The sequence below is a fragment of the Vampirovibrio chlorellavorus genome, assembly GCF_003149375.1.
GTDB classification, from domain to species: Bacteria; Cyanobacteriota; Vampirovibrionia; order Vampirovibrionales; family Vampirovibrionaceae; genus Vampirovibrio; species Vampirovibrio chlorellavorus_B.
In genome coordinates this window covers 78,854-99,602 of the sequence record NZ_QFWH01000005.1, presented here as the reverse complement: position 1 = coordinate 99,602, position 20,749 = coordinate 78,854, and the positions used below count along the sequence as shown (strand labels likewise).

General features: G+C 55.7%; 14 protein-coding genes. 10 read left to right on the top strand and 4 right to left on the bottom strand.

All coding sequences use genetic code 11. The features are described from left to right. Nucleotides 1-16 precede the first annotated feature (16 nt). The 5 genes from DF283_RS07980 (at nucleotide 17) to DF283_RS07960 (ending at nucleotide 9,922) form a co-directional block, all read left to right on the top strand. Nucleotides 17-772, top strand: a complete 756-nt coding sequence (locus DF283_RS07980) for a class I SAM-dependent methyltransferase family protein (protein ID WP_303674231.1) — start codon at nucleotides 17-19, stop codon at nucleotides 770-772. 49 nt (nucleotides 773-821) lie between these two features. Continuing rightward, complete coding sequence (locus tag DF283_RS07975; protein WP_303674230.1) at nucleotides 822-1,517, top strand: SDR family NAD(P)-dependent oxidoreductase; 696 nt, start codon at nucleotides 822-824, stop codon at nucleotides 1,515-1,517. 443 nt (nucleotides 1,518-1,960) lie between these two features. After that, nucleotides 1,961-6,073 (top strand): acyl-CoA dehydrogenase, encoded by a 4,113-nt coding sequence (locus DF283_RS07970; protein WP_303674229.1) that lies wholly within the window; start codon nucleotides 1,961-1,963, stop codon nucleotides 6,071-6,073. Further along, nucleotides 6,070-7,248: a thiolase family protein gene (locus tag DF283_RS07965; RefSeq protein WP_303674228.1), complete on the top strand. Its 1,179-nt coding sequence runs from the start codon at nucleotides 6,070-6,072 to the stop codon at nucleotides 7,246-7,248. Before DF283_RS07970 ends, DF283_RS07965 begins: the two co-directional genes overlap by 4 nt. A 43-nt stretch (nucleotides 7,249-7,291) precedes the next feature. Further along, nucleotides 7,292-9,922: a 3-hydroxyacyl-CoA dehydrogenase/enoyl-CoA hydratase family protein gene (locus tag DF283_RS07960; RefSeq protein WP_303674227.1), complete on the top strand. Its 2,631-nt coding sequence runs from the start codon at nucleotides 7,292-7,294 to the stop codon at nucleotides 9,920-9,922. Here DF283_RS07960 and DF283_RS07955 read toward each other — a convergent pair. After that, a complete protein-coding gene (locus DF283_RS07955; RefSeq protein ID WP_303674226.1) occupies nucleotides 9,888-10,694 on the bottom strand; it encodes a hypothetical protein in 807 nt (268 codons plus the stop codon). The genes DF283_RS07960 and DF283_RS07955 overlap by 35 nt on opposite strands. 393 nt (nucleotides 10,695-11,087) lie before the next feature. Between DF283_RS07955 and DF283_RS07950 the strand changes: the two genes are divergently transcribed. The 3 genes from DF283_RS07950 (at nucleotide 11,088) to DF283_RS07940 (ending at nucleotide 13,067) form a co-directional block, all read left to right on the top strand. Continuing rightward, nucleotides 11,088-12,011, top strand: a complete 924-nt coding sequence (locus DF283_RS07950) for a hypothetical protein (RefSeq protein ID WP_303674225.1) — start codon at nucleotides 11,088-11,090, stop codon at nucleotides 12,009-12,011. A gap of 134 nt (nucleotides 12,012-12,145) precedes the next feature. Then, nucleotides 12,146-12,583 carry a hypothetical protein gene (locus tag DF283_RS07945; RefSeq protein ID WP_303674224.1) on the top strand — a complete coding sequence of 146 codons (438 nt, stop codon included), beginning with the start codon at nucleotides 12,146-12,148 and terminating at the stop codon, nucleotides 12,581-12,583. A gap of 25 nt (nucleotides 12,584-12,608) precedes the next feature. After that, the gene (locus DF283_RS07940; RefSeq protein ID WP_303674223.1) at nucleotides 12,609-13,067 is read left to right on the top strand and encodes a universal stress protein; all 459 of its coding nucleotides are present in this window, start codon (nucleotides 12,609-12,611) and stop codon (nucleotides 13,065-13,067) included. Between the two features lie 614 nt (nucleotides 13,068-13,681). Here the strand turns inward: DF283_RS07940 and DF283_RS07935 are convergent. From DF283_RS07935 to DF283_RS07925, 3 genes are all read right to left on the bottom strand, one after another. Continuing rightward, nucleotides 13,682-14,014 carry a hypothetical protein gene (locus DF283_RS07935; RefSeq protein ID WP_303674222.1) on the bottom strand — a complete coding sequence of 111 codons (333 nt, stop codon included), beginning with the start codon at nucleotides 14,012-14,014 and terminating at the stop codon, nucleotides 13,682-13,684. A gap of 314 nt (nucleotides 14,015-14,328) precedes the next feature. Next, the gene (locus tag DF283_RS07930) at nucleotides 14,329-15,966 is read right to left on the bottom strand and encodes a thiamine pyrophosphate-dependent enzyme (protein WP_303674221.1); all 1,638 of its coding nucleotides are present in this window, start codon (nucleotides 15,964-15,966) and stop codon (nucleotides 14,329-14,331) included. Nucleotides 15,967-16,031: 65 nt separating this feature from the next. Continuing rightward, nucleotides 16,032-18,089 (bottom strand): 2-oxoacid:acceptor oxidoreductase family protein, encoded by a 2,058-nt coding sequence (locus DF283_RS07925; protein WP_303674220.1) that lies wholly within the window; start codon nucleotides 18,087-18,089, stop codon nucleotides 16,032-16,034. 474 nt (nucleotides 18,090-18,563) lie between these two features. Here DF283_RS07925 and lexA point away from each other — a divergent pair, with 474 nt between their 5' ends. Continuing rightward, nucleotides 18,564-19,241 carry a transcriptional repressor LexA gene (gene lexA, locus DF283_RS07920; protein WP_303674219.1) on the top strand — a complete coding sequence of 226 codons (678 nt, stop codon included), beginning with the start codon at nucleotides 18,564-18,566 and terminating at the stop codon, nucleotides 19,239-19,241. Between the two features lie 401 nt (nucleotides 19,242-19,642). Next, on the top strand, nucleotides 19,643-20,749 hold the full coding sequence (gene rlmN, locus DF283_RS07915; protein WP_303674218.1) for a dual-specificity RNA methyltransferase RlmN: 1,107 nt from the start codon (nucleotides 19,643-19,645) through the stop codon (nucleotides 20,747-20,749).

The following is a 20,749-nucleotide window of genomic DNA, read 5'->3' as shown; positions in this document are numbered from 1 at the left end:
TTCAGAGGACTAAACCTTGAAATATCGGCTCACCCGCATCCTGTTGCAAACCGTCGGTCGCCTGAGTGAAGGCATTCGGCTGGGCTGGCGCACCGGCTTTGACTCCGGGGTCATGCTGGAGTACATTTACGAAAACCAGCCCCGAGGCACCACGCCCCTGGGCGTTTGGGTGGATCGTCAATTCATTTCTCACCCGGTGTGGGACGGGGTGCGCTCCCGCCGGACTCTGCTGATTGGCCAACTGGAGGAGGCTTTAACCCGTTATGCTAACCCTGTTGTGTTTGATTTCGCTGCGGGCGTTGGCTCGTATCTGTTTGCCCTGCCGCCCAACCAAGCCCAAATCATCGCCGGAGATTTCGCCCCGGAAGCGGTAGCCCAGGGCCAGCAAAAGGCCCAAACACTGGGACGAACCGATATCAGCTTCCAGCAAAGCAATGCCTTTGAGGCGAACGAACTGGCCTGCCAGCAGGCTGATATTCTGGTCAGCTCCGGTTTTTTTGACATTCTGGTGAAAGAGGAAGAGATCCTGAAAGTGCTGGAAAACGGCTCCAGAATCACTCAGCCGGGGGCCCGCTGGGTATTCACCATTCAGGAGCATCACCCTGATTTGCGTCTGCTGAAGGAAACCATGGTCGATCTGCATCAGCAGCGCTGGGAACTGGTGCCTCGTCCCGCCGAGCAGTTGGCCGACTGGGCCAAAGCGCATGGCTGGACGCTGGAGAAACTGGAACGCAATGACTTTTTCGCCGTGGGCACCCTAGTACGCCAATAGTTAGTCCGCCAATAAATTCCTGATAACCCCAACATGAGTTTGCCTGTTTATGCCAACCAAGCCAAATCTTTATCACAATCCGGGAATCGCCTGGGTCAGCGGAGCCAGTGGATACTGGGGCCGCAAAACGGTTATGACTCTGCTGCGCCTGAACTGGCAGGTCATCGCCCTCAGTCGGCAGGAGCCCAAAGATCTGCCGGAGTGGGCCATGGCCCAGCAAAAAAGTCTGTTTTGGCAGCCCTTTGATCTGGAATCTGAGGACTGGCCCAGTATCCTGAGCGAGGTGCCAGCGCCGCAAGCGGTGTTTCATTGCGTGGGTATTTACGATGAGGACTTTGAGCGCATGTTGCGGGTCAACGTGGTGCAATCCACCCGGTTCCTGCAAGAAGCCTGCGCCCGAATGGAACAACAGGAGGCAGGCTGTGTGGGGGTCTATCTGGGGCAAAATGGGCGGCTCGGCTTGCCCGGATTGGGCCCCTTCAGCGCCAGTCAGGGGGCCCTGTGGACCTGGTGCGAAGCGCAGGCCCGAGCCTTCAAGCAACAGAAATCGGCTCTCTCTATGAGTCTGGTCTTTCCACAGCGGGCTCCCTCTCACCTGCAGGCGGAACTGGCCAAACGGCTGGATCGCAAAGTCAAGCTCAGCCCGCCGGAAACCGCCGATGATCTGGTGGCCGGGGTCTTAAAAGGGAAAAATCGGGTGGGTCGCTCCCCGTGGCTGGCCGGTTTATCCACATTGTTGACCTAGCGCCGGGGCAAAGGGCACCGCAAGCGTCGTTTTGACTTTTCCGAAGTGAGAAAACCATGCAAACAGCAGCACTGGCTGGGGAGCAAAATCCCCGGATCCGGCTTTCTTTGTAAAGAAATATAAAGCGCTGGCCAGACTCTGTAAAACAAAGCCCAAAAACAAACGTCATGCGCTTTAACGTCGTGTAACGGCTGAGACAAATCGTTTCCATTTTGGGGAAAAGCTGGGAGATTTCAATCTCAAACAGCAGAAGGCCTAAAGTTTTGGGGAAGGGGACCGACTAAACATGTTGGATTCATCTTTTTGGATTTTTGAAAACGGATGGCTGATGGGGCATGGGATGCCAGGACTCAGCCACGCCTGCCTCTCCAAAAACAAACGAGTCTTACGCCAAACCCGATTCAGCACACGACCTGACTAACATGAAAGTGGGAAGTGCCATCATGCCTAGCAATCTTTCGCCCATCCACGCCTTCTACAAACTGCTGGTGTACACGGTCATGGCCCCCCTGCGGGATCAGGCCTTTCAGGGCACCCGGAAGGCCAAGATCTCCGATACCGAAAAAGAGGCGCTGGCCTCCGGCTCCGTGGGCTTTGAGCGAGAAATCCTGAGTGGGCACCCGGACTGGCGCAAGCTGCTGGATCTGCCCAAACCGCACCTGAACGAAATCGAGCAGGCCTTTCTGGATGGGCCGGTGGAACAACTGTGCGCCCTGCTGGATGACTGGAAAATCAGGACGGAACTGTATGACTTACCGCCCGAGGCCTGGGCCTTTTTGAAAGAAAAAGGCTTCTTCGGCATGATCATTCCCAAGGAGTATGGCGGACTGGGTTTTTCCGCTCGGGCTCATTCGGAGGTGGTCTTGAAGCTGGCCAGCCGCAGCACCACCGCCTGTGTGACCACCATGGTGCCCAATTCGCTGGGCCCGGCGGAGTTGCTGATTCGGTATGGCACGGACGAACAAAAAAATCATTACCTGCCCCGTTTGGCCAAAGGGGAAGAGATCCCCTCCTTTGCCCTGACCGAACCCGAGGCCGGCTCCGACGCCTCCAGCATGACCGCCCACGGCATAGTCACGGAGCGGGATGGTCAACTGGGCATTGTGCTGAACTGGGACAAACGCTACATCACCCTTAGCCCCATTGCCACCCTGTTGGGGGTGGCCTTTAAACTGCGAGACCCAGACTGCCTACTGGGCCAGAAAAAAGAGCTGGGCATCACCCTGGCCCTCATCCCCACCCACGCCCCGGGCGTGGAAATTGGCCGCCGTCACAACCCGCTGGGCATTCCCTTTATGAACGGCCCCACCCACGGCAAAGACGTGTGGATCTCGCTGGATCAAATCATCGGGGGCCGGGAATACGCCGGGCAAGGCTGGCGCATGCTGATGGAGTGCCTCTCGGTGGGGCGCTGTATTTCCCTGCCCGCCCTGTCAGTGGGATCGGTCAAACTGGTCAGCCGCCTGACCGGGGCTTACAGCCGGGTTCGCAAGCAATTCAAGGTATCCATCAACCAGTTTGAAGGCGTGGAAGAGCTACTGGCCCGCATGGCAGGCACTACCTACCTCATGGAAGCCTGCCGCATCGCCACCCTGCAAATGCTGGATCGGGGGGAACATCCCACCATTTTGTCGGCCATCCTGAAGTACCACATGACCGAGTACGGGCGCAAAATCGTCAACGACGGCATGGACGTGCTGGGCGGAAAAGCCATTTGTGATGGGCCGGATAACCTGATCGCCCCCCTCTATCACGGCATTCCCATCGGCATTACCGTGGAAGGGGCCAATATTCTGACCCGCAACATGATCATCTTCGGGCAAGGCTCGGTGCGCTCGCATCCCTACCTGCTCAAGGAAATCGAGGCGGCCCGTCTGGAGAATGAACAGGAGGCCCGGGCCCAGTTCAGCGATCTGATGGCCCAACATGTGCGGCACAGCGTGGAAAACACGGTCCGCAGCCTGATTTTTGGTCTGACCAACGGACACGGCAGCGGGGTGCCCAACGCCGATCAAACCGAGGCCTATTACTTCCGGCACATCAACCGCCTCAGCGCCGCCTACGCCACGTTGGCCGATAACATCCTGATGCTGCTGGGTGATAGCGTCAAACGCAAGGAGCGCATTTCCGCCCTGCTGGGTGATGCCATGAGCTACCTGTTTATGGCCTCCGCCGTCTTACGGCACTATCAGGCTCACGGGCGCCTTCAGGATGAACGGCCGCTGGTGCATTGGGCTTGCCAGACTTTGCTGCACCAAGCGGAAGAGGCCATGGATCGCCTGTTGCAAAACTTCCCCAACCCGATACTGGGAGCCTTACTGCGACCCATCATTTTCCCGCTGGGTCGACGCATTCAGCTGCCCAGCCACCGTCAGGATCGCAAGCTGGCCCAAATGCTGGTCACCCCCGGCATGCTACGGGATCGACTCACTCAGGGCATTTACTTACCCACCAGCGAACACGAACCTCTGGCCCAACTGGAGCAGTGCATGGGCATGGCCGTGCAAGCCGACGTGCTGGAAGCCACCATTCGCCAAGCCAAAAAGGAAGGCCGCCTGAGCGCCCAAACGCCAGAGACCTTGCTGGAGGAAGCCGCCGCCCAGAAAATCATCAGCGCCCAGGAACGGGCCTTGCTCAAGCAGGTGGAAGTGTTACGAAAACAGGTCTTGGCCGTTGATGATTTTGACCTTCACTTCAACCTCCTGGAAAAAAAAACGGCATTTGTCGGCGGGAGCCAGCTAAAGACGGTGTATCCACTGGGAACCCGCTGGGATCTTGAGCTGCCCAACCAAAATCTGGTCGAATTATTTGAAGCCGCCGTGGATCGATACCGGCATTTGCCCTGCATGGATTCCCTGGGTAAAAAGTACGATTACGGGGAAATGGGCAGTCTGGTGAACCGGGCCGCCGCCGGGCTGCAAGGTCTGGGCATTCAAAAGGGCGATCGCATCGGCCTGTACATGCCCAACACCCCATATTATCCCATCCTGTTTTTTGCCGCCCTGAAAGTGGGAGCCGTGGTGGTGAACGTCTGCCCCATGCACACCCTGAGCGAATTGCGGGAGCAAGTGGCGGACAGCGGTACGAAAACCCTGATTACCCTGGATCTGAAGGATGCCTTCAACAAAACGGCCCAACTGCTGGATGAAGGTCTGCTGTCCCGAATGATCGTATGCAAAATGGAAGCGGTGCTGCCCTTCTTCAAGTCACACGCTTACCGGCTGTTCCGCAGTTCGCACATTGTCCGCGCGGACGCATGGGAAAAAAGCGGCAAAGCGGGCAAAGGCGATCAGGAAGTCGGAGCGGGAGTTTCCGCCTCCGGCCTGCGACTGGGCTTTCGGGATCTCATCCACAGCAAGCACAAGCTACAGCCCGTGCCTATTGATCCCCAGGATGTGGCCTTGTTGCAGTATACCGGCGGGACCACTGGCACGCCCAAAGGGGCCATGCTGACGCATGCCAATCTGGTAGCCAATATTTGCCAGATTGAGGAGTTCTTTGGCTTCTCCGCCAACAAACCCCAGTGTGAAGCCTTGCTCCGGCCGGGACAAGAGCGGGTGTTGGCCACCATCCCCTACTTCCATATTTTCGGGCTGACCGTGGCCATGCTCTCCAGCCTGAAAATGGGCGCGGAGCTGATCATCCTGCCTGATCCGCGTAACATTACGGAAACCCTGAAGACCATTCACGAGAAAAAGCCCACCCTGTTCCCGGCGGTTCCCCGGCTGCTTCAGGCCATTTGTGAGCATCCCAAACTGCGCCAATATGACCTCAGCAGTCTGCAAACGGTCATCTCCGGGGGGGCGGCCATTCCCCTGGCTGTCCATCAGGCCTTTGAGCAGGTGACCGGCAAGCCGGGACTGATTAAGCAGGGCTACGGACTCACGGAAACGGCCCCGGTGGCGGCGGCCAATCCGCCCTTTGGCATCAACAAACCGGAATCCATTGGACTGCCCCTGCCCCAAACCCGCATTCAAATCGTGGATCCCCAGGATCCGGATCGGGTGCTGGCCATGGGCGAAGTGGGAGAAATCTGCATCAGCGGCCCACAGGTGATGAAAGGCTACTATCAACGCCCGGAGGAAACCGAGCAGAGCCTGAGAAACGGCTGGTTCTTCACCGGTGATTTGGGGTATCTGGATGCTGATCATTATCTGCACATCGTGGACCGCAAAAAGCGCCTGATTCTGGTGAATGGCTTTAACGTCTACCCCACCCAGCTGGAGCAGGCCATTGCCCGGCATCCGGCGGTGGCCGAGTGTATGGTCATCAGTGTGCCCGATCCTCGATCCGGGGAGGCGGCCAAGGCTTTCGTCCGACTCAAGCACGGCCAGCACCTGAACGCCCAACAGCTGAAAGACTTTCTGGGCGAATACCTCAGCCGCATTGAGCTACCCCGGCACGTGGAATTTGTCCCGTTCGAACTTCCCAAAACCCCGGTGGGCAAGCCCGACTGGCGGGCCATGCAGGAACGGGAAAAGCTGACTGAATTTCCGCACGGAGAACACGTGATTACCGATATCAACGAAGGGCTGGATATGGAGCAGGCATCATGAAGCAGGCCGTCATTGTCGATTATTTGCGCACCCCCTTTGCCAAGGCCGTGGAACCCACCTCCGGCAGCCCCAAACAGGGAAAGTTCGCCAGTTTATTACCGGATGACATGGTGGCCGCCCTCATTGCCGAAAGCCTCAAACGCACCGGTATCAATCCCAATCATGTGGAAGCCCTGCTGCTGGGCTGTGTGCATCAGGAGGCCGAGCAAGGGCTGAATCTGGCCCGCATGATTGTGCTGAACCCGGAGGCCGGGTTGCCGCACAGCGTAGGCGGGATCAGTGTGGATCGTTTTTGTGGATCGTCCATGCACATTATCGCCGATGCCAAAAACGCCATCGGGGCCGGAGAAGCAGAAGTCATGCTGTGCGCCGGGGTGCAGTCCATCAGCCGCATTCCCATGGCCGGGTGGAACCCCATGCTCAACCCCAAAGTCTATGGGGGCAACGCCAAAGGCTTTATGAACATGGGCATCACCGCCGAGAATCTGGCCGCCCAATTCCAGATTGACCGGGCCGCTCAGGAAGCCTTTGCCTTGCAGTCCCATCAAAAAGCGGCCCAAGCCCAACAGCAAGGGCATTTTGACGATGAAATCATGCCTCTGGCAGGGTTGTCCTTGGATGACAGCGTGCGCCCCGATAGCTCGCTGGAGCAGTTGCAAAAGCTGAAACCGGCCTTTTTGCAGGATGGCACAGTGACCGCCGGAACCTCCTCTCCGCATACTGATGGGGCCTCGCTGGTGGTGCTGGCCTCTCAGGAATACGCCCAAGAACATCAACTGCCAATTTTGGCCCGCATCAAGGCCTTTGCCGGGTCTGGCTGCGAACCGGAAATTATGGGCATTGGCCCGGTCAATGCCATCCAGAAAGCGCTACAACGCGCCGGATTAAGCATGCAAGACATCGGCGTGGTGGAGTTGAACGAGGCCTTCGCCGTACAGACTCTGGCCGTCTTGCAGGAACTGGATCGGCTGGGTTTAGCGGTGGATGCAAACAAACTCAATCGGGATGGCGGGGCCATTGCCTTGGGTCATCCACTGGGAGCCTCCGGGGCCCGCATTACCGGTAAGGTAGCCCGACTGCTGCAACGCACCGGCCAACGCTACGGCTTAGCCGCCATGTGTATCGGCGGCGGCCAGGGGGTGGCTATCGTGCTGGAAAACCCCAACATCAGCTAGAATGCGCAGCTCACAACAAATCACTGAAAGGATAGGACTGGCTATGGCGGAAACACCGTTCATTCGAAAAGCGGCGGTTCTGGGCGCGGGAGCCATGGGTTCCGGTATTGCCGCCCAACTAGCCAACGCCGGAGTGCAGGTGTATCTGCTGGATATTGTGCCGCCCAATGCCCCCAGTGGAGATACAGCTGCCCGAAACGCCATCGCCAACAACGCCATCCAGCGCATGCTGAAAGCCACCCCGGCAACCGATCCACTGAACGCTGGCTTCATGCACCCGGACAATGCCAAACGCATTACCCCCGGCAATCTGGAGGATCATCTGGCCGAAGCGGTGGCCGAGGCCGACTGGGTAGTGGAAGTGATCATCGAGAATCTGGACATCAAACGGGCCCTTTACGCCCGACTGGAAACCCTGTGCAAACCTACGGCGGTAATCGCCTCCAACACCTCCACCATTCCGCTGGAAACGCTCATTGAAGGACGCTCGGAGGCCTTTAGAAAACGCTTTATCATCACCCATTTTTTCAACCCGCCTCGCTTTATGCACCTGCTGGAAATCGTCAGCGGCCCGGACACCGATGCGGACATTGCCCCGAGAATGCAAGCCTTCGGCGATGTGCATCTGGGTAAAAACGTGATTATCTGCAAAGATACCCCGGCCTTTCTGGCCAATCGCATCGGCATTTACTTCATGTTTCGGGCCATTACGGAGGCCATTGAGCAGGACATGCCCATTGAAAGGGTGGACGCCATTCTGGGCAAGCCCATCGGCTACCCCAAGGAGGGCATATTCGGTCTGCTGGATCTGGTGGGCATCGGCATTATTCCGCTGGTGACGGAAAGCCTGCTGAAAACCCTGCCCGCCGATGACGCCTTCCGCAAATTTGATCATGAAAAAGGGCTAAGCCTGGTAGGGAATTTGCTGAAAGCGGGCTGTACAGGACGCAACGCCCCCCACGGCGGATTTTACCGGATGCGAAAAAACCCGGACGGCAGCAAACAAAAATTGGCCGTGCGCCTGAGCGACGGGGACTATTATCCGGTGGAAAAACCCAGGCTGGCCTGCGTAAAAGCCGCTCGTAAGCAGGGCCCCAAAGCCATGTTTGAAACGGACGATCGCTATGGGCGCTTCGCCTGGGTGGTGGTGCGGGATACCCTGCTGTATGCGGCCACGCTGATTCCCGAAATCGCCGATGATATTGCCGATGTGGACGCCGCCCTGCGGGGTGGGTACAACGCCCACTGGGGACCCTTTGAGCAAATTGATCAGGTGGGGGTGGACTGGTTTTGTCAGCGGGTACAAGCCGATGGCATTGCGCTGCCGCCGGTCCTGAAACTGGCTGAAAATCGCCCGTTTTACAAAACGATGGACGGCAAACTATCCCGGCTGGTGTTTGATTTTGAGCGCCAGCAGGCCGACTACGCTCCCTTACCGGATCAACCGGGCTGCCTGAACTTTGGGGAAATCAAGCACAGCCGAAACGTTTTAGCCCACCATCATTCCGCCAGCCTGTGGGATTTGGGCGATGGGGTGACCTGTCTGGAATTTCATTCCAAAATGAACACCCTGGACCCGTCCGTGCTGCACGTGATCAATGACAGCGTGCGATTCATGAGCGACAATGCCAGCCGCTACAAGGCCATGGTCATTTATAACGCGGAAAAAAACTTCTCGTTGGGGGCCAATCTGGGCCTCATCGACGCTGGCTTTCAGCTCATTCGCCATCCGTTCATGCGGAAAACCGGCTTGGGTCAACTGTTTGGGGCGGGGCTGTATAAGGCCGTGGAGCTATTGGTGTACCAGGGGCAAAGCGTGTTCAGCGCCCTGCGCTATGCCCCCTTCCCGGTGGTGGGGGCCCCCAACGGCATGGCCATTGGCGGCGGCTGCGAAATTTTGCTGCATTGCGATGCCCTGCAACTCAACGCCGAAACCTACATGGGGCTCGTGGAAAGCGGCGTGGGACTCATCCCCGGTTGGGGGGGCTGCGCTCGCTATCTGGCCCGGTGTCAGGAAGAAGCAAACCGCAAAGGTGGGGTGATCCCCCCGGTGCGCAAAGCCTTTCAGGCCATTCTCATGCCCCAGTTGGCCGTGTCCACTTCGGCGCAGGACGCCCAAAGCAAGCTGTGGGGTAACCCGACAGACGGCATCAGTATGAACCCGGATCGGGTGCTGGCCGATGCCAAGGCCAAAGCGCTTTCGCTGGTCCCCAATTACCAGCCGCCCAAGCCCGGCACCTATCGCTTGCCTGGGCCCAGTGGCAAGGCGGCCCTGCGAATGGCCATTGATGATTTCTATGCCAAAGGGGATGCCACCTGGCACGATGTGGTGGTGGCCGACGCCCTGGCTGAGGTATTAACCGGCGGACAAACCAGTAGCGCCCGGCCCGTCTCTGAAAACGACCTGCTGCAACTGGAGCGGGAACAATTTTTATCGCTGATTCAAACCCGGCAAACCCAAAAACGCATTGCCCACACCCTGAAAAGCGGCAAGCCCCTGCGAGAAGATCCCAGCCGTGTGAGCGATTCGCTGGATGACTTGAGACAGGCGCGCCGCACTCCAAAACTGGCCAAACGGGTGATTTCCGGGCAGCCCCTGACTGGACTGGATGCCCTGCAACTGCGCTGGATGGCTGATTTTACAGCGATTGTACTGAAGCGATTCGCTCCCTAGGGTAACCCACTAAAAAACCGTCGTAGGCCAGCCAGCCTTGCATGTCCCTGGGCGGGCGATTGGATTGATCCCGAGGGACATAGCGTTGCAAGGCTTTCTCCAGCGAGACGAATCCCAATTGCTTGTAGTCTTTTCTTTGCTGGGCGGATTCCGGCTTGATTAGCAAGCGTAAATTGGCCTTGCGGGCTTGCTGCATGGCCTCCTGCAACAGATACTCCGCAATGGCCTCTCCTGTGTCCGTATGCCGGATGGCGTAAGGAACATCGAGATCCAGCGCATAAAAGGTTACTGGCACAGTGTTGCCAATTCTTTGCGGGGCACGGGACCGGCCCAAAGTACCCAGAGTCAGGCCGATTACGTTTTTCAGCCAAAAAGCCCCATGCTCACTTAAATTGCCATATTGGGACAACTCCAGCTCATGCCCGTTGGACTCATCGACCACCGCCACTTTTTTTTCAAGATTAATACGCTGGGGAATGGGAATCTGCCGGGTTTTGTACAGAGTGGGCGCGCCAAAACGAAGCGGGTTTGCGTTCCGAGAAACGGGCTTCCGGGAGGCTGGCCCCAGGGGCAGCAACATCAGCTCCGTTACAGACGCCTTCTTTTTAAGACCCATCGCCGAAAGACGACGGTTTAGCGCCTGCCACAGCGATTGCAACTTCTGCCGAAGCAGGGTGCTACAACGCGCCTCCTTCTCCTCCGGGGAACCCAGTGGCAAGGGCGCGGTTGTGGGCCAGTCAGGGTAACGCTCCTCAATACTCCGTGGCCGCATGGCTCGGCTCATTCCTGGCAGTGGACATTGAATTCCGGAAAATCCTGCTCCATACATAAGAGAACCCCTCCGTATTACGGCCTTCATACAAGCAATACAATGAGACGACAGTGAGAACAAGTACCTATATCTACAATAAATAACCTCTGAAATAAAGACGCCTTTTTATCCCCTGGAGCAGGCGCTGGCAGTGTCTGGGCTCCCGGTAAGGCCCATCATTCGCAAGGGAGTGGGAACCCGGCAAATGAAAAGAAATGTAAAAAAGAATGAAAAATACTGTAGATTTACCACCAATAAGTCGAAATCAGGAAAAGAGACCGCCAAAAACAAAGACGCCCCTCCCCCTCGATCAGGCAACAACCAGGTCGCCACAAGGCAAAGGAAGAAAACCCGATGTCGAATCGCTCCGCTAAAACCAGACTGGGCCGCCCGCTGGCAGGAAATGCCTTGAGCGAGTACGGCCTGATTGCGGCCATTGTGCTGGGGGCCTCCTGCGTCGCTTTGGCCAATCTTGGCGATAACGTCTCTACCCTGTTTAAAAATATGCTGGGCTCCAAACCGGCGCAAACCACCGGCGGAACCAGCACCCCATCCTCTCCCACGGGCGGGGTAACCGGGGCTCCGCTGCAACCGGGAGAGATTCAAATCACCCTGTCGAATGGAACCACCATCCGACTGCCCGATCATCCCCAGGATCTTTCCACCTCAATCCTCACCGCAGGGGCCAATGGAACCACGCATTCACTGGCCAATACCCTCAAGTCCATAGCCCAACAACTGCTTGAGAAAGGCGCTATAAGCCAGTCTGAATTCAACACCCTGATAGCGCTATCCAACCAGGGCCACCGCATTGCCGAGATTCAAAAAGCCATTGAAACCGTGGCTCTGAACTCCAGAAGGCCATCAGAGTTCAGCGCCAGTATGTTTGAATTCAACGGAAAATTTTACACCCTGGATGGCATTACATCGCTAATTGGGTATGACAACGCCTCTATGGACCCCAACGCGGTGACAGATCCCCTCACCGATCCGACCGCCTGCCCGGAGATCGCCGCCTTCCAGAAACTGTTCGCCTCCGCCGAGCGAACCGGGGCATTGAACGATCCGGTACTGCGCAATGTAGTGCAGATCTTATCGGAGCAGATCCTCTCGGTCAGCGACCTGACCAACATCGCGGCCTACAATATTGCCGATTACAACGCGCCTACCAGCAGCATGGCTGAAAACATCATCAGCAATCTCACCGACTACAAAGCGGAAGGGATCTGCGGCGCGGGCAACGGCGTGGATTCCGGCGTACAGTGCGCCGCCGGTTAAACGCTTGGCCACAGGCCTATCCACCCTGATACGACCTAGCCAAACGAGCAATCCAAAGTAACAGGCAAAAGACTATAATAATAGGCAATTCCCCAGCCTCTCGTCAGGAGATACGTGAAAAAAGGAGGCTCCTGATGGTCTCTCCGTCTCTGCTGGATTGCTCGTTGCTCAACAACAGTCTACGATCCAAAACCGCCTCGCAAACCCGACCGGTCAAGGCGGATGTGGTGGCATGGCGGCTGGAAAAGCTGATTCAATGCTTTGGCCGCGGCTATCCGCCCTCCATTCAGATCCCATCGGTGATCGATCTGGCTGCGCTTTACCAATGCGAAATTCTGTCCTTGCTGGCCAGCCTGAAGCGCCTGCATCAAAATGCCTACGACTACCGCATGAACAGTCTGGACTTACCGCTGGTGCTTCTGGACCCGCTTGCGCGCTTTCGCTGCAGGAAAGCACTGCTGCGCCGCCAAAAACAACGGACCTCCCGGGGCAGGAGACCAACCGGGCAGCCCACAGGCCGCTCTGGTCGGCAATCGCCAAAGCCAGCCCCTGATGATGAGTGTGAACTGTGAATAATGAGGAGGAGAGAGACTGACCATGAGGATTCTGCTGCCCATTGATGGTTCTGCCTGTTCCAATCATACGCTGGAGTGGGTGGTGCAAACCTTTAACCCGCAAAGCACCGAATACCATTTGCTGTTTGTCATACCTGTCCTGCCAGACCTGAATACGGTGGAATTTGACATCGTGGAAGCCACCGCCCTGCTGCGCAAAGCCAGAAACTACCTGGAGCGGCAGCACTGCACGGTGGCCAGTTCGGATTACGCGCTGGGTGACACCGTGGATCAGATTTGCCGATACGCGGATGACATCAACGCCGATCAAATCGTGCTGGGCTCACACGGGCGCACCGGTTTGACCAAACTGTTCATGGGCAGCACCAGCACTCAGGTGTTGGAACGCAGTCGTAAACCGGTGACCATTCACCATCCCGTCTCCGCCAGTGACAAAACCCGGGAGGCCAGCCACACGCAAGAGGAGCCCCTGAGAACCTGAAGCACCGACATTGTCCACAAAGCGTACACAAGACCCTCCGAACAACCCGTCCGTCAAACGGATAATCTTGGAGCCAACGGCTTAAGCCCTCTTTTGAGCCAATTTTGATCCAACAGGATCAAGCCGGACACCCTGGCTGACCAAACGCCTCCCCCCAGACAGGGGCCCATTCATCCGCATGCAAAACCGTCGCATTCAAAACCGTCATGATGGACGCACACCAAAATAATCGGCGTGGCAAGTGTCCCTTGCCACCAGAAACACACCCAGAAACTACCCAACTGGTTAGGTATGATTACCGGCCATTTTGCATACAATAAGCAGTGTTCAAAGTCTGTGACCGACCAAGGTCAAGACTTTTTTCATGACCCCGGATTTTACGTTTGAAATGGTTATTTAGCCGTGGAAAAGGACAGCGTTTGATTAAACCCTTTAGCTTCATGCGCCATTTTCTTTGAAACTAAGAGAATGGCCAGCAGATCTTAGCGTGGTCACAGTACATCATTCCTAGCCCCTCCTGGCTTTGCTGAGGGGTTTTTTCATATCCTGAGCAAAAGGTGTAATAGAAAAAAGATGAAAAAGATGAAACTGAAAAAATCGGGCGAGGCTGCCTACTATTTTTGAGGAAAGCGACGGTAACGGGGCAGCGAACGTTTTTGACGCTCCACCGACAAGGGGCTATTTCCATTGGCGCTCAGTCCCGTCACCCCCGGACGCAGCAATGGCTTCTGATTGTAAAGCTGCCCCTTGAATTCCAGTATATCCACCGCCCCTTGTCGGGCCTTTTGCTCCGTGCGAGGGACGTTGACAGTGCGCAATAAGCGCATCACCTGCTGTGTGCCGGCCAGTTCCGCCGGTATGCGCACGGTCGATCTGGCAAAACCCGGCCCCGTCAGCACGAACAGGGTCAGAAGCAATCCAGCCAGGGAAGCAGTCAATCGATTCATCTTCGGATACCTCACCAGAACTAATTTCATTTTCATCCTGCCGCAAAGCGGACATTAAATGGACAGGGGCACATCAGAGTTGACAACTCAAAAACAAAAAGTACACCGCAATTGCTATTCCTTGGCACTGCCCTTTATAGGATACAAAAACCATCCCTGCAAGACATCCCCGATTTACAGGGGCCAGACTGCGGCTTACGGGCCAAGAACTTCTCCCGCCCGAGTTTACTGACATTACGGAAACATTGAAATTACTGAAACGGACATCCTCGATCATGAGGATGCCCGTATTCCAGTGGAATTCAAAACAGAGGCTAGGCGGTCACAGCCTTTTTGGCTTCCATTTCGGCCAGAAGATCCTTGTTTTCCACGCCAGCCAGTTCCTGCAGCAAGCGCCAGTTTAACTGACGATCGACCTTGGCGTTCTGGATATCCTGAGTGGTTGGATTCCCGTCTTTATCAAAGTGCTTTTTGAAGCGGCCTTCGGTTTTGGCCCAGTCGATAAAGGTCAGTTCCTGCATTTCGCCGTTTGGCCCTTTGACCCAGGCCCAGTCCCGATCCGGGTTGGGGTTCCCAGTCAGGTTAAAGCGGCTTTTCATGGTCGGGCCAGCCTCTGGATCGTAGATGAACAGGGGGAAGGCGCGACTTTGTACAGCCAACTTGGCCTGATGAGCGGCCATGTTATCGGCCACACCATGCTCGGGTTGGCAGGTGGTGTAGACGTTAATCACCGCGGGACCCTTGAACTCCAAAGCCCGGTTAATGACCTTGAAGAAGTGAGTGGAATTAGAGCCAATGGTTTGGGCCACGAACACGTTGGGGTGCATCACGCAGATTTGGCCCAACTCTTTACGGCGCTCGATTTTACCGTGATGAGATTTCCCGTAGGCCCCCATCTTGGATTCCTGACCGGTGTAAGAAGAGGTGGATTGCTGCCCGCCGGTGTTGGAATACACTTGGGTATCCAGAACCAGCACCTTGATGTTCATGCCAGACATCAACATCCGGCTGAGAGCCTGGAATCCGATGTCCAACATGGCGCCATCGCCGCCCATGTTCCAAAGTACCCAGTCCTCGTGACCATTTTGATCCCAGTAGGCCCGAACGCCCATGGCATCGGTGGGGCCGTTTTCAAACAGGGAATTGGTCCACGGCACCGTGTAGGGGTTGTAAGGGTAGGTGGAGCCGTACACGGTGTTGCAACCGGTAGAGGCCACGATACCGAAGCGATCGCCCACTTTTTCGTGCGTGGCGGCCAGCATTTGGCGGATAACCGAGGCTTCACCGCAACCCATGCAAGAACCAGCGCCGCCCTTGTACATGTTCAGGTTGCCCAGTTTCAGCATCAAGTCACGCATATCGGACTTGTTGATGTGGGTAAACGGGGACTCTGGCAGTGATTTATAGAAACCGTAGGTTTCCAGATAGGTGGGTAGATTTTCCGGGGTTTTCTTGATCATCTTCAAGGCGTCGTGGTTGCCGCAGACTTCCACGCATTCGCCGCAGCCCTTGCACTTGGTGGGATCAATAAAAATCCCGAACAGGGCGCCTTCCGGCTGGGAGGGGTCCTTGGCCCGCTTTTTCTCAAACTGCCCGTGGTATTTCACGGTGGTGGCAAACTGCTTGCGGAGGTACTCCTTGTGAGACTCATCCGTGACGTTGGCCAGTTCCTTTTCCAAATCTTCCGGCTTCACGATTTTGCCCAGAATAGCGGTATCCGGGCAGTTATTGACGCAATCCATGCAACCGACGCAATTTTCCGCCAAATACTCCGGCAATTCCGGGGCGATGTAGCTGAAATCGCGGGCACCACCGGTACCGGCAGGTAAAACGCTTTGGGCCACGAATTCATCAGCGGGCTGACTGGAGCCAGCACCCTTGTTATAGGCGTCAACCACTTCTTCCGCGCGCTGGTAGTCGTACCAGTGTTTGCTCTTTTCTTGTGCACTCATGGGGATAAAACTCCTTTATTCGCAAGTTTTAAAACATTGGCGGCCTGTCAGCCAGAAACCGAGGGCTAGATAAAGAACGCGTTGGTGTCTTTACCTTTGGCTTCCCACTCCTGACGGCCTTTTTCCAGCACATCAGCCGAAGTGTTTTCAATCACGGAACGGGGCACCTCAAATACCTGATTAAAGCCTTTGCGGGCCGCTTCCAGGTTATCCCTTACCACGTCAGCCCCTTTGCGGCCAAAGTATTTCTCAATGGGAATGCGCACCCGATCGAACAATTCGTCGTCACTCAGGCCAGCGTCTTTCTGGAACGGCGTGAGGCGCAGGAATACGCCCAGCAACACAATCCCCTGGAAGCGCTGCACCAGCGAATCATCAGATTTGCAGCTCTCCTGAGCAATACGGATGGTATCAACACCGTAGAAGCGAATGTTATTTTCTTTAATAAAGTACTTGGCCCAATCCGGCACGGAATTCCACAGCAACTGCGGATCTTCGGTGGGGGTGTGCTGGAACAGGGTGCAACCGGGCTGTAAGCCAACCAGGGGGTTGCCCATATTCCAGGTATTGGGGTCCATCAAGGGCACAAACTCGACCTGAATCAGCTCACTGTGAGTGCCGATTTTTCCAGACTTGGTGGTGGTCAGGTACGTGTTGGTGGGCAGACCCTTTTTCTCGGAACCATATTTGGGAGAAGCCTGCACCTTGAATCCGAAGATGTCGCCCAGGCAGGTCGCGATAATTTTGTTGGTGGTCACCGAACCGTAACCGCCCACCGAGTGGCCGCGAATAGAGAAGGCCCCGGCAGGACGCACATCCGGCTCGTCTTTCACTTCCAGCGCGCTGGCGTGATCAATGCCCAAGCTGAAGAATCGCTTGTTGAGACCTTTTTCAGTCATATTTTCAACGGTAGCCACCATTTGCCCCGGGGTTACATCACGGCTCCCCAGACCGGCCACGCCGGAGTAGATCACCGGAATACGATCGATTTTTGGATAACCGGGCGTGCCCATGGCCGCTTTGGCGAAGGCCGCTTCAATTTCAGCGGTTAAGGGGTTGGAAACACCCAAGGGGTTGTCCATACGCTCAATGACCGCAAAGGCTTTCAGGTGCTTCAGCGCCTCTACCACTTGCGGGCCGGGGAAAGGACGGAAAGAGGTGATGGTCAGGCTGCCGGTCTTGTGGCCCAGACTACGCAGGTGATCCAGGGAGACGGAAGCGGTTTCCGCGGTGGAACCCATCGCCACAATCCCGTACTCGGCATCTTCCAGCTGGAAAGGCACCGTTAAGGAATAACGACGGCCCGTCAGCTTGTAGAATTCCTCCATAGCCTCTTCCAGAGCAGCAGGGATTTGATCGTAGAAGATGCGCTGGGCGATTTTACCCGCCATGTAGCTGTCCTGGTTCTGGACCACACCACTCATCAGAGGGAAGTTGGGATCAAACAGCTTGCGAAGTTTCTCTTCCGGGGCGCCCAGGTACTCCCGAACCAGTTCGTCTTCCGGGAACAAGACGTTCTCAATGGTGTGCGTGGTCAAAAAGCCGTCCTGAATGTTCATAAACGGCGTCTTGGTTTTTTCAGCCACCCGACGGGAGATCAGGCACAAATCGCCAGCCTCCTGAGCGTTTTGGGCAAACAACATACCCCAACCCACGTCAGTCACAGACATAACGTCATCGTGCCCGGCGTGTACGTTTAGAGAGTGGGAGGTCAAGGCGCGAGCGCCAATGTTAAACACAACCCCCAAACGCTTCCCGGAGATGGTGTAGAGGACTTCCTTCATCAACACCAAACCCTGGCCGGAGGTGAAGTTGGTCACCCGACCACCCGCCACGGCATACCCCTCGGAGGCAGAGGCCGAACTATGCTCGGACTCTGGCTGGAGCCACATAATATCTTTGCCCCAAACGTTTTTCATCCCGTTGGAATAAGCGGTTTGGTAGCCAACCCCCATGCTGGTGGAAGGGGTGATGGGGTAGGCAATACCAGCCTCACAGGCCCGTGTTTCCACGTGTACCACCATCGCGGAACCGTCAGCGGTGCCCGGGATACCGGGATATTTGAACTTCTGGGCTGACACGTTAGATTCTTCCTGTGTTTTAGGCGGTTGGGCAAGAGCCATAAACGCTTCTCCTATATCAGTATGAAAAAGTGGTCGAAAAAACTTCAGTTGAGCGGTTCGAGTCATCAGCAAGACAGCCAGCGGCGCTATGACTCTTGTTTCAGGGTGACGAAACCATTGAAACACCCATGAGTCAGTAAGGGCCTGAACCGTTAAACCGGGGGTGAGGATCTCAAACTGCCATCTATTGTACAGAAAATGCCGTATTTTCAAAGCGCTGTTTTCAATCCTTCGGGGTGGCGTCGCCCAAAGTGAATCTCTCAAAATGCCTGCCCAAGGCGCTTTAGCCCCTTTGTTAACTTTATCGAATTTTTTTTCGAATTATCGCTTGCCTTTTTGCCAAGGAAGAGTATCATAGAATTTACGTTCGATAGAAAAAGCGTTCGAGATAAATCAACCCACGCTATCAAACCCGTTACTGTCAAATAACAGTCGCTCTCCGGTAAAAGGCACAAGCCAGCAAGCAAGATGGACATGAATGCAATGAAAAGTGATTTGACCGCCAAACAACGAGAAGTGCTGAACCAGCTGCTGGCTTTTGTTCTGGAGAACAACTACCCGCCCTCCATTCAACAATTATGCCAGTTGTGCGGGGTCAGCTCCACGTCCACCATTCACTTTCATCTCAGCGCCCTGAAAAAGAAAGGGCTCATCGACTGGAACCCTTCTGAAAAGCGAGCCATCAGCATTCGGGAAGATCTCCGGGACGAGTACCGATCGTCCCAACACCGTGCTGAGGACACCGAATCCCCGGAAGCCTTCAGTCCCGAAACCACTAGAAATGGCGTTCTCCCGCTTTTGGGCTCTATCGCGGCGGGTTCTCCCCTGCAAACCTTAAATGACACGGTAGAACGGATCGATTTAAGCGAAGATCTCTGCCCGCCGGGCTGTTATGCCTTGAAGGTTCGAGGCACCAGCATGATTGAAGATCACATTATGGATGAGGATGTGGTCATCATTAACCCCAAGGCCCGGGTGCGGGAGGGGGATGTGGTGGTGGCCCTGATTGATCAGGAAATGGCCACCCTCAAACGCTTTTACCGGGAGAAAGATCGGATTCGTCTGCAGCCCGCCAATTCCGAGATGGAACCTATTTTTGTCAAAGACGTCCATATCCAGGGAAGGGTTGAGGCCGTCATCCGCAAATACTAACCCCTGTCGCATAAACCAGCTTCAGAAACGATGTTTATGGTCACTGTTCCTTCAGTGAGCCATTAGTTAATAGCGAATTGATTAGACAACCCAACTGAAAGAACAAGGAGCTTATCCCTATGAGTATCCGTCGCTTGTTACGTGATGTTTTTTACGGCGCTTTGCTGGTCTGGCCCTACTTTTTCATTCCGGGCAACGCCTAGAGCCCCCGCTTTCCAGATATGTCCTACCCCTAAACAGGGAACTTTATTTTTTAAACACTTCTAACTCTATCTGTACACACTCCACTCTTTATCCCACAAATCTCACCGAGGCAAATCTATTTGCCTCTTTTTCTTTTATTATTAGAAACACCACTTTTACCCGGGGCGACTCAAGGCCCACCAACGAAAGTACTTTCCATGATCAACACCCCTTTACCCACCGCTCCCGAAGCCACCCAGACAAGCCCCCTCCCCTTGCCCAGTGAGGGCAAACCGGCGCTCATCGGCATGACGCTGCCCGAATTGCGCGCCCTGGTTCAGGAAATGGAGGAGCCCACCTTCCGGGCGGACCAGCTCCACCACTGGCTGTATGTCAAGTGCGTGCGGCATTTTGATGACATGAGCAATCTGAAAAAGACCTTCCGGGACAAACTGGCCGAGCGCTTTCAGGTGGGTTCGCTGGTGATTGATCAAAAAGAGGTCAGTCAGGACGGCACGGTGAAGTACCTGTTTCGCCTGCCGGACGGTAAAGTGGTGGAGTCGGTGCTGATGTACTTTGAGGAGCGCGGCTCTTACGCCATTTGCCTGAGTACACAGGTAGGCTGCGCCGTCAATTGCGGTTTTTGCGCCACAGCCAAACTGGGATTTATGAGAAATTTAAGCGTCGGGGAAATCGCAGAACAGTACCTTTACGTCCAGTCCGATAGCGGCAAAGAAATCCGTAACATCGTGTTCATGGGCCAAGGGGAGCCCCTGTTGAACTACGATAACCTGATGCAGAGCATTCAAATCCTGAACCAGTCGGCAGAAGTGGGTATTCGGCACATCACCATTTCAACCTCCGGCATTGTGCCCCGCATCTACGATCTGGCCCGGGAAAACCGGCAATTAACGCTGGCCGTCTCGCTGCATGCCCCGGACGATGAAACCCGGGAGGCCATTATGCCCATCAACCGTAAATGGCCGCTGGATCAACTGATGCCAGCGCTTCATCACTATGTGGACACCACCGGCAAGCGCCTGACCATTGAATACATTCTGCTGGCCGGTGTCAACGATCAACCCGGCCACGCCCACGCCCTGGGAGAACTGCTAAAAGGGCTCAAGTGCAACGTGAACCTCATTCCCTACAACCCCATCGGTGATGGCTATGGGTACAAGCGGCCCTCCGGAAACGCCACCCACCGCTTCCGGGAAGTGGTGAGCAGTTATGGCAAAAAAGTGACCATTCGGGTGGAGCGTGGTGTGGACATCGCCGCGGCCTGCGGACAGCTGGCCAATAAAGTTCAGACCGGGCTTTCCTAG

What these genes read in the sequence shown, in the direction of transcription:
- DF283_RS07975 (WP_303674230.1), top strand. Translation starts at nt 822, where the DNA reads ATGCCAACCAAGCCAAATCTTTATCACAATCCGGGAATCGCCTGGGTC.
- DF283_RS07970 (WP_303674229.1), top strand. Translation starts at nt 1,961, where the DNA reads ATGCCTAGCAATCTTTCGCCCATCCACGCCTTCTACAAACTGCTGGTG.
- DF283_RS07965 (WP_303674228.1), top strand. Translation starts at nt 6,070, where the DNA reads ATGAAGCAGGCCGTCATTGTCGATTATTTGCGCACCCCCTTTGCCAAG.
- DF283_RS07960 (WP_303674227.1), top strand. Translation starts at nt 7,292, where the DNA reads ATGGCGGAAACACCGTTCATTCGAAAAGCGGCGGTTCTGGGCGCGGGA.
- DF283_RS07955 (WP_303674226.1), bottom strand. Translation starts at nt 10,694, where the DNA reads ATGCGGCCACGGAGTATTGAGGAGCGTTACCCTGACTGGCCCACAACC.
- DF283_RS07950 (WP_303674225.1), top strand. Translation starts at nt 11,088, where the DNA reads ATGTCGAATCGCTCCGCTAAAACCAGACTGGGCCGCCCGCTGGCAGGA.
- DF283_RS07945 (WP_303674224.1), top strand. Translation starts at nt 12,146, where the DNA reads ATGGTCTCTCCGTCTCTGCTGGATTGCTCGTTGCTCAACAACAGTCTA.
- DF283_RS07940 (WP_303674223.1), top strand. Translation starts at nt 12,609, where the DNA reads ATGAGGATTCTGCTGCCCATTGATGGTTCTGCCTGTTCCAATCATACG.
- DF283_RS07935 (WP_303674222.1), bottom strand. Translation starts at nt 14,014, where the DNA reads ATGAATCGATTGACTGCTTCCCTGGCTGGATTGCTTCTGACCCTGTTC.
- DF283_RS07930 (WP_303674221.1), bottom strand. Translation starts at nt 15,966, where the DNA reads ATGAGTGCACAAGAAAAGAGCAAACACTGGTACGACTACCAGCGCGCG.
- DF283_RS07925 (WP_303674220.1), bottom strand. Translation starts at nt 18,089, where the DNA reads ATGGCTCTTGCCCAACCGCCTAAAACACAGGAAGAATCTAACGTGTCA.
- lexA (WP_303674219.1), top strand. Translation starts at nt 18,564, where the DNA reads ATGAATGCAATGAAAAGTGATTTGACCGCCAAACAACGAGAAGTGCTG.
- rlmN (WP_303674218.1), top strand. Translation starts at nt 19,643, where the DNA reads ATGATCAACACCCCTTTACCCACCGCTCCCGAAGCCACCCAGACAAGC.